Genomic DNA, 7,893 nt, shown 5'->3' with positions numbered 1-7,893 from the left:
CCTGACGGGCCAGCGCGGCGGCACTCACCGCGCCCGGGCCTACCATCCGCTTCACCATCTGTGACTTGAATCCATCCGTGTACGGCACTGCATCCTGCCTGCTCTCGCCCCCCAAGGCGTGGTCATCCCGGCCACTCAGCCGAGGCGACAACTTCCCTGACACAGGGGGGTCTCGCCCCCAGGCACTCGCTTTCGTGGAGAAGAGCGCGCTCAAGCTCATTTCGCTGTCCGGCGTCGAGAGGGCAGTCGCACGCACGCCGGCGCACGTGGCCACCGTGGTGCGGGGTGAGACTGGGCGCACTGGTGGGCGAGTGGACCCTGGCACGGCGGATGGCCGAAGCCCGCCGCCTGCGCGGCACCGACGCCCCCATGGACGCCTTCGCACGGCAGGTGGACTACACGAACGTCACGCACTTCATCCGGCAGTTCCGCCGAAGGCACGGGCCGGACACCTGCGGTGGCGGCGCGAAGGCAACGGCACGAAGCCCGTGTCGCGGTGGGTTCGCTCGGATGCTTCCGTGATACCGAAATCGACGCCGATTCGACGTGAAGACCCGCTCTGGCAGCCAAGAAGCCCGAGCGTATCTTCCAGGTCAACGTGCCGGCCTTTCGCCTCCGGCCGGACGGAGTCCCCCATGTCCTCTCACGAGCATCATCACCCGCGGCCTTTCGGACCGGAGCACGCCTCCCACTACGACGCTGGCACGACCGCCGGGTTTGCCGGCTACCACGCCATGCACGAGATCGTCGCGGCGACGATGGCATCCACGCTGAAGGGGAATGACACCGCCTCGGTGCTCTCCGTGGGGGTAGGAACCGGGCAGGAGCTGTTGCCCTATACACGGTATGGCGGGCCCGCGTGGCGCATCACCGGCGTGGACACGTCACCGCACATGCTCGCGGTGGCTCGCGAGCGATTGAACGGCGCGGGACTGCTCGCACGGATGCAATTGCATGAAGGGACTCTTGATGGCCTGCCCGCCGGAGCCTCCTTCGACGGGGCGCAGATGGTGGCCGTCCTCCACCACGTCCAAGGTGAGGCGACGCGTCTGGCGCTCCTGCGTGAAGTGGTCCGGCGGCTCAAGCCCGGGGCGCCCTTCATCATCGGAGACAGCTTTGAGACGGACCCGGTCCTCATGGCCGCGGAGGAAGAACTACTGCGTGTGGCAGGAACCACCCCCGAGAAGCTCGCGATGCGGCGCAAGGCGCTTGCGACGCTTGAAACGCTCGGCTCCGACGAGGCCTTCTTCGCCCTGCTACAAAAGGCCGGACTGACGGCGCCACACCTGCTCTTCGCCTCCCTGCGGTTCAAGGTCTTCCAGCTGACCTCGTCACCTTGAGCGTCAGGCGTTGGCGCCCGCTGTTTCGACACCGGAGCCGAAGCGTGGCGGCCCCTTTGTCGCGTTGAGACGTTTTATCTGAAGCGCTCATTCACCGCGGTCAACCACCGCGACACCACCGTCATCTCGTCCTTGCTGAAGCCTTCCGTCAACGTGGCGTTCAGCGGGCCCAGGTCCGCCAGGGCGCGGGTGCCGACCTCGCGGCCCAGCTTCGTCAACCAGAGCCGGGTGATGCGTTTGTCGTCCGTGTCGATCCGCCGTTCGATCAACCCGGCGCGGACCATGCGGTCGGCCAGGCCCGTCACGGCCGAAGGGGCGATGTCCAAGGCGGTGGCGAGATCGCCGCTCAGCGCCCCATCCTGACGGAGCATGACGAACAAGGCGCCGGCCTGCACTGCGCTGATACCCGTCTGGTCGGCGGTGTGCCGCTCGATGTGCCGTTGAAGGCGCTTCTGCGCGCGGGTGAGAAGAAAGACATAGCGGCGGTCGTGAGCCATCAGGCGCGCTCCGTGGCGTGGCGGTGCAACCAGTCGCTCACCACCGGCCAGAGGGTGGCGGCATGGCGCTCGCGGAAGAAACCCAGGTGGCCGATGTCGTGGCCACCGCTGTCCGCGCGGGTGAACTGTCGCCGCTCCACGGGACACCCGGTGAGGTGACGGGAGATCAGGTCGACCGCTTCCGCAGGAGCCCAGGGATCGTCTTCCATGCCAATCGACAACACCGGCATGCGGGGCCGACTGAAGCGCGCACGGGCGTCCATGCTCGGGTCGTCGAAGAAATACTCGGGCAGGGAGGTCCAGCGACTCCACTCCAACATCACCTGGGCGGGCAGGTCCTCGCCGATGCCCAGCTTCCTGCCGGGCACGTACCCCAGGACCCGGGCGCAGAACGGCCCGATGACCTTCAGCAGCAGCGCGACCTTCAACCGCTCCCCCCAGGACCGGACAAACCGCAGGCAGCCGGCATGGGAGGTGATCATCACCGCAGCGCGAAGACGCTGGCTGCTCTCACACAGACCAATGGCGTGCCCCCCGAAGCTGTGTCCGACGGCCAGCAATGGCAGCCCGGGATGTTTCGTCGCCGCCCAGTGGGTCACCGCTTCCACATCCTGCTCGGCCCAGGTGCTGAATCCGGCACGGACCCGCTTCGCGGCGCCGTGCGGCTGCACGCCCCGGTAGTTGTAGGTCACCACGACAAAGCCTTCGCTCGCCAGACGTCGGGCGAACGCGAAGTACATGCGCTCGGGGACGGCGGTGGCGGGGTGCATCAGCACCACGGCCCCGGCGGGTCCCTCGGGGCTGTGCAACGTGGCCCGCAGCTCGAAGCCATCAGCGCAGGGGATGAGGTGCGGTGTTGTTTCCGCCATGGCAGTCACGGATTACTTAACAGGTGAAGCAATCAATTAACATGCGAAGTAATTTCCGACAAGCGTCCCGTTCCCCAGGTCCGGCATGGACTGGGACGGCCCTACGAAACGCGCTGCCGGGATGTGACGCCGGTGCCCTTCCCTACCGGCTCGCGAGCCACTGCTTCACCTGCGCCAGTTCGCGCCGGGTCATGGATCCGCCCTGCGTGAAGCCATCAACGGCCTTCTGCGCCAGCGTCCGCGCCCGCGCATGTTCCGCGGGCTGACTCCAGAGTGCCTGCGCGAGCGCGAAGTGCGTCATCGCCGCGTCCGTCGGATTCCATCCCAACGGGGCCAGCACCCGCTCCGACGTCTCCAGCAGCTCGCGCGCCGCATCGCCCTGCCCCAACTGGAAGTACGCCAGCCCCAGCGCCGTGCGGCTGTGGACGGTCCGCGCATGCTCCGCGCCCAGCGAACGCGACTTCGACTCCAACGCCTCACGCAAGAGCGGCACCGCCTCCTTCGGCCTTCCTTGCGCCACGAGCAGCCGCCCCACGTCCTCGCCCAGCGTGTCCACCGCGAACTCCTCCGGAGGCAACACCTTGCGCTGGAGCGCCAGTCCCTCCTGGAAGTGCGCGAGCGCGTCCGCGTCCCGCTCCAGTCGCTCCTCCGCGCCCGCCAGGGCCTTGAGCGAATCGATGGCCTCGCGACTCTCCGCGCCGAAGCCCTGACGCATGCCCTCCAGCGCCTCCCGGTGCAGCGCGAGCGCCCGATCCGGCGCGCCCAGCGACTCCTGCACGAGCGCCAGGTCGTGTAGCAACAACAGCGTCTGTGAATTGAGCGGCCCCAGCGTCTGCTGGCGCAGCGTGTACGCGCGCTGCAACCACTGAAGCGCCTGCGGCAGGTGTCCCGCCTCCTGTTCCGCGAAGCCCAGGTTGGTGAGCGTCCCCGCGAGCAACGGGTGCGTGGGGCCCAGCCGGTCCTCGTAGATGGCGAGCGCCTTCTGGTACAGCGCCGTGGCCTCCGCCTGCTTTCCCTGTCGCAGCAGCACCATGCCCAGGTTGTTGTAGACCTTCGCGGTGTCCACGTGCCGTGGGCCCAGGCTCCGCTCCCGCAGCGCCAGGGCCCGCGCGTAGTGCCCCGCTGCCGCGTCGAGCGAATCCTCACTCAGCGCGAGGATGCCCTCGTGGTTGGCCAACCGCCCCTCCAGGTCCGGCGCGGACCCCAGCCGCTCAATCAGTGCGTGCGCCTGCGCGCTCCACAGGTGCGCCTCCGGGAACCACTCGGGGGCCTCGCTCAACCCGAGCACCAGCTCCGTGGCCACCTGGAGCGCCACTTCGTCATGGCGTCCTGCCGTCGCGGCGGCCATGGCGTCGTGCCACGTGGCCATCGCCTCACGCGACTGACTCAGGCGGTGGTGGGCCCAGCCCAACACATGCAGCGCTTCTGCTTCCAGCGGGCGATAGCGCGTGGCGCGCGCGGCGGTGACCGCGGCCTGGGCCACGGGCAGGGCCTGTGCGTACCGGCCCGCGTCGAGCAGCGCCTGCGCGTGCGTCACCTCCTTGCGCACCGACTCCACGCGGGCGCGGGCCGCCGCGTCCTCCGGCGGGGGCACGGCCGCGGAGAGCGCCTCCACGTTCGCGCAGCCGGAGACGCCCCGGAGCGCATCCACCGCCTCCGCGCTGCGCTGCACGAGCGCCGCGTCCGCGTGCGCCAGCTCCGTGCCCAGCGCGTCCACCGACCGCAGCCGCCGGTCCAGGCACGCCATGCGCAGCGCCAGGTGCGCTTCCGGCTGCTCACCCGTCACGCGCGTGGCCTCGCACGCCTGCCGGTGCATCCGGCTCCACTGCGCCGCGTACGCATCCATGGCGCGCGACACCCGGTCGAAGGCCCCCTCCGCGTCCGGCGCGCCGCTCTGCTCGAAGGCCTCCGCCACCGCCGCCTTCTGCGCGGATCCCCATACCTGGGCGAACAACGCGGGAGCCCCACTGCACGGCGAGGGACGCACCCACGCCACCCCCACGCCCAGCATCAACCCGGCCACCACCGCCAGCGACCGACCCGCGAGCTTCCGCCGCCCCGCCTCCGGGTCGCGCTCCAGCGCCTCCAGCAGGGCCTCCATCGTCGCGAAGCGCTGCTCGGGCGCCACCGCGAGTCCCTGCGTGAGCACACGGTGCACCCACCCCGGAAGGGACGGATGCGCGGGCGGCTCCAGTTCCACCCGGGGCGTCACCGCTCCCTGGGGCGCGCGCTGCGAGTCCAGCAGCGTCACCGCCATGCGCCGCAGCGTCCCCTCCTCGAAGGGGCGCTGGCCGGTGAGGGCCTCGTAGACGGACACGCAATAGCTGAACTGATCCGCGCGGGCATCCGGCCCCCGCCCCGCGTACTGCTCCGGGGCCATGTACGCGGGCGTTCCCACCAGCGCGCCCGTCGCCGTGAGCCGCGCGTCGGCGGGCCCTTCGAGGAGCGCCGTCACCGGCACGCCAGGGCCAGCCTCCGCGTTCGCATCCGACGCGATGCCGAAGTCCGTCACCCAGACGCCGCCCTCCCGCCCCAGCAGCACGTTGTCTGGCTTGAAGTCGCGGTGGACCAGCCCCGCCGCGTGCGCCGCCGCGAGCCCCCGGCCCATGGCCCGGCACACGGACAGGATCTGGTGTCGCGGGTGCGGCCCTTCACGCAGCCACTGCCGCAGCGTGCCGCCCTCCACGCGGGCCATGGCGATGAACACCCGGCCGTCGTGCGTCCCCACGTCGTGCACGGTGAGCACGTTCGGATGCGACAGGCGCGCCATGGCCTGCGCCTCGCGCACCAGCCGCAGCGCGCGCGCGTCCTCTTCCTCCTCGGGGAGCCGGCGCTCGTGCAGCAGCTTGATGGCGACGGTACGCCGAAGCTCCGGATCGAACGCCTCGAACACCTCTCCCATGCCGCCGCGCCCCAGCCGCGCGAGCAGCACGTAGCGCCCCACCCGCGTCGCATGAAGGGGTCGCTCCATCGGACCGCCACCGTCACCCGTGGGGTGACCGGTGTTCGGGGGTGAGGATGGCCCGGTGTCCGGGAGGTGCCGTGAGGTGGTCATCGGCCGGGCATCCTAGTGCCATCCGGCCTTTCCCCGCATTCCCCGCCAGGATGGTCAGCATCCAGGCGGACATCCCAGGCTCAACGCGGCGTGGCGTCTGGCATCACCCGTCGCGCACACGTCATGCTTTTCTTTTGTGACGGGCCCGTTCCCCGGTGAGCAGTGATTGCGAAGCAAGCCAATCCCAGCCATCCCGCGCCCAGGTGGCATCTCCCTATTCCCGCGTCGCGAAGTGTCGGCCCTTCGGGGACGATCGACGTGGCGCGTGCGCGGGCGCTCGCGGTTGGGTATAGCGGCGCCATGCCCACCCTCCTCCTCAGTGCGAAAGAGCTGCGCGGCCTCTACACCGTCGAACTCGGACTGGAAGCCGTGGAGCGCGCCTTCCTGGCCCATGGCCGTGGCGACGCGCTCATGCCCCCCAAGGTGTACCTGTCCCTGCCCAAGTACGACGGCGACTTCCGCGCCATGCCGGCGTTCCTGGACGGCGCGGCGGGCGTGAAGTGGGTCAACGCCCATCCTCGCAATCCCCAGAAGCACGGCCTGCCCACCGTGCGCGCCGTCTACATCCTCAGCGATCCGGACACCGCGTCACCGCTGGCCATCCTGGACGGCACGCTGCTCACCGCGTGGCGCACCGGCGCCGCGGGCGGCATCGCGTCCAAGTACCTGGCGAAGAAGCAGCCCCGCACGCTGGGCCTCGTGGGCTGTGGCGTACAGGCGCGAGTGCTCATCGACGCGCACCGCGCCCTCTTCGGGAACCTGGAGCTGCTCATGGCGGACGTGTCCGACGCCGCCGCCCAGGCCCTCCAGAAGGAGAAGGGCGGCCGGGTCGTGAGCCTTGAGGAGGCCTCCGGCGCGGACATCGTCTGCTCCGCCACCCCCGCCCGCGCCCCGGTGGTCCGCCGCGAATGGGTCCAGCCCGGAGCCCACATCAACGCAATGGGCGCGGATGCCCCCGGCAAGCAGGAGCTGGATCCGCGCCTGCTCGTCGAAGGGCGCGTCTTCATCGACGACGCGGAGCAGGCGCTCCACTCCGGCGAGGTCAACGTGCCCCTGCACGACGGCCTCCTCAAGGAGGAGCAGCTCGCCGGCACCCTGGGCGAGGTGGTCGCGGGCCGCAAGCCGGGACGGACGGGCAACGAGGTCACCGTCTTCGACTCCACCGGCCTGGCCGTCCAGGACGTGGCCCTGGCCCGCGCGCTCTACGACGTGGCCCGGGCGAAGGGCGTCGGGCAGCTCTTCGACCTCGTCGGGGACGCCTGACCCGACCCGAATTTTTCGGGAGGGGGGCAACTCGCGCCGGATTTCGCGATAATCTCCTACACCCGCTTCTCCGCCCGGAGGTGTCCCTGCCGGGCGGCCCAGGACAGGAGGCTCGCATGGGCTTGAACATTCCGAAATCGGCGCCGATGGACGCGATGAACACCCACCAGCGCCTGAACACGGTGGAGCAGCGGATGCTCCAGGGCCTCACCGGCGATGATCGCACCCGCGCCGAGGCCCAGATCATGCTCCAGAAGCAGCAGGAGACCGTCGCCTACGTCTCCAACCTGCTGAAGAGCGACACCACCCTCCAGGTGATTGGAAACTTGAAGTAGCCGTCGCGGCTGTCAGGCGGAGCGCCCGCTGGCACCTCGCAAGAGGTCGCCGCGGGCCGCGGAGCCGGGCCGGTGCCCCATCCCACCTGAAGCATCGGACCGCCGTGTGCGACCTGTCAGGGCGCCGGGCGTGCCTGCACGGGGACAAAAAAGAGAGCGCTCGCCGGCACCTTGGAGTTTTACCGGCGAGCGCCCCGGGCCGCGTGCCGACTGGCAGGGCCTCGTAAAGTCGCGGCGGATACGAGTGAGGGCCTTACGCCCACCCCGCGCCACCTTCATGTTCCGCGTCCGCCCCGCGTCCCGTCCTTCCGGGCCCCGCGCTCGACGTCCGCTTCCTTCTGAAACCGCGTCCCGTCGGCGGCGATTCCTGATCCGCCTGATCCGACGCCCACCAGGGTGGGCATGCCGCTCGCTGCCGGCAACGCCTGTGGCGCCATTACCACAGACTTCCCACCAATCTCCACGAAAAACGAGCTATTCCCATCTATAATCAAAACGCACAAGGTGCGACCGCCCCCGGAACGCCTCCCCCTC

The 7,893-nt window shown here is 70.0% G+C and carries 7 protein-coding genes; 4 read left to right on the top strand and 3 right to left on the bottom strand.

Features of this window, described 5'->3' with window-relative positions; genetic code table 11:
* Nucleotides 1-285 precede the first annotated feature (285 nt).
* Nucleotides 286-522, top strand: coding sequence for a helix-turn-helix domain-containing protein (locus D7Y13_RS48350; RefSeq protein WP_233595902.1), 237 nt, complete (start codon nucleotides 286-288; stop codon nucleotides 520-522).
* Between the two features lie 113 nt (nucleotides 523-635).
* Entirely contained in the window at nucleotides 636-1,340 is a 705-nt protein-coding gene (locus tag D7Y13_RS34645) for a class I SAM-dependent methyltransferase (RefSeq protein WP_120585543.1), read from the top strand.
* Between the two features lie 74 nt (nucleotides 1,341-1,414).
* Here D7Y13_RS34645 and D7Y13_RS34640 read toward each other — a convergent pair whose 3' ends face one another.
* The 3 genes from D7Y13_RS34640 to D7Y13_RS34630 form a co-directional block, all read right to left on the bottom strand.
* Nucleotides 1,415-1,837, bottom strand: coding sequence for a MarR family winged helix-turn-helix transcriptional regulator (locus tag D7Y13_RS34640; protein WP_120585542.1), 423 nt, complete (start codon nucleotides 1,835-1,837; stop codon nucleotides 1,415-1,417).
* Nucleotides 1,837-2,616, bottom strand: a complete 780-nt coding sequence (locus D7Y13_RS34635; RefSeq protein WP_255425944.1) for an alpha/beta hydrolase family protein — start codon at nucleotides 2,614-2,616, stop codon at nucleotides 1,837-1,839. Before D7Y13_RS34635 ends, D7Y13_RS34640 begins: the two co-directional genes overlap by 1 nt.
* A gap of 232 nt (nucleotides 2,617-2,848) precedes the next feature.
* On the bottom strand, nucleotides 2,849-5,677 hold the full coding sequence (locus tag D7Y13_RS34630; RefSeq protein WP_158620478.1) for a serine/threonine-protein kinase: 2,829 nt from the start codon (nucleotides 5,675-5,677) through the stop codon (nucleotides 2,849-2,851).
* 384 nt (nucleotides 5,678-6,061) lie between these two features.
* Here D7Y13_RS34630 and D7Y13_RS34625 point away from each other — a divergent pair, with 384 nt between their 5' ends.
* Both D7Y13_RS34625 and D7Y13_RS34620 read left to right on the top strand, forming a co-directional pair.
* The gene (locus D7Y13_RS34625; RefSeq protein ID WP_120531735.1) at nucleotides 6,062-7,024 is read left to right on the top strand and encodes an ornithine cyclodeaminase family protein; all 963 of its coding nucleotides are present in this window, start codon (nucleotides 6,062-6,064) and stop codon (nucleotides 7,022-7,024) included.
* 116 nt (nucleotides 7,025-7,140) lie between these two features.
* Nucleotides 7,141-7,359, top strand: coding sequence for a hypothetical protein (locus D7Y13_RS34620; RefSeq protein WP_120585539.1), 219 nt, complete (start codon nucleotides 7,141-7,143; stop codon nucleotides 7,357-7,359).
* The last annotated feature ends 534 nt before the right edge of the window (nucleotides 7,360-7,893 follow it).

Origin of the sequence: Corallococcus praedator (assembly GCF_003612125.1) — a bacterium.
GTDB lineage: Bacteria > Myxococcota > Myxococcia > Myxococcales > Myxococcaceae > Corallococcus > Corallococcus praedator.
This window is presented reverse-complemented; position numbering and strand designations above follow the sequence as displayed.

Coding starts and splice junctions, on each gene's coding strand:
- D7Y13_RS34645 (WP_120585543.1), top strand. CDS start 636: ATGTCCTCTCACGAGCATCATCACCCGCGGCCTTTCGGACCGGAGCAC.
- D7Y13_RS34640 (WP_120585542.1), bottom strand. CDS start 1,837: ATGGCTCACGACCGCCGCTATGTCTTTCTTCTCACCCGCGCGCAGAAG.
- D7Y13_RS34630 (WP_158620478.1), bottom strand. CDS start 5,677: ATGGAGCGACCCCTTCATGCGACGCGGGTGGGGCGCTACGTGCTGCTC.
- D7Y13_RS34625 (WP_120531735.1), top strand. CDS start 6,062: ATGCCCACCCTCCTCCTCAGTGCGAAAGAGCTGCGCGGCCTCTACACC.
- D7Y13_RS34620 (WP_120585539.1), top strand. CDS start 7,141: ATGGGCTTGAACATTCCGAAATCGGCGCCGATGGACGCGATGAACACC.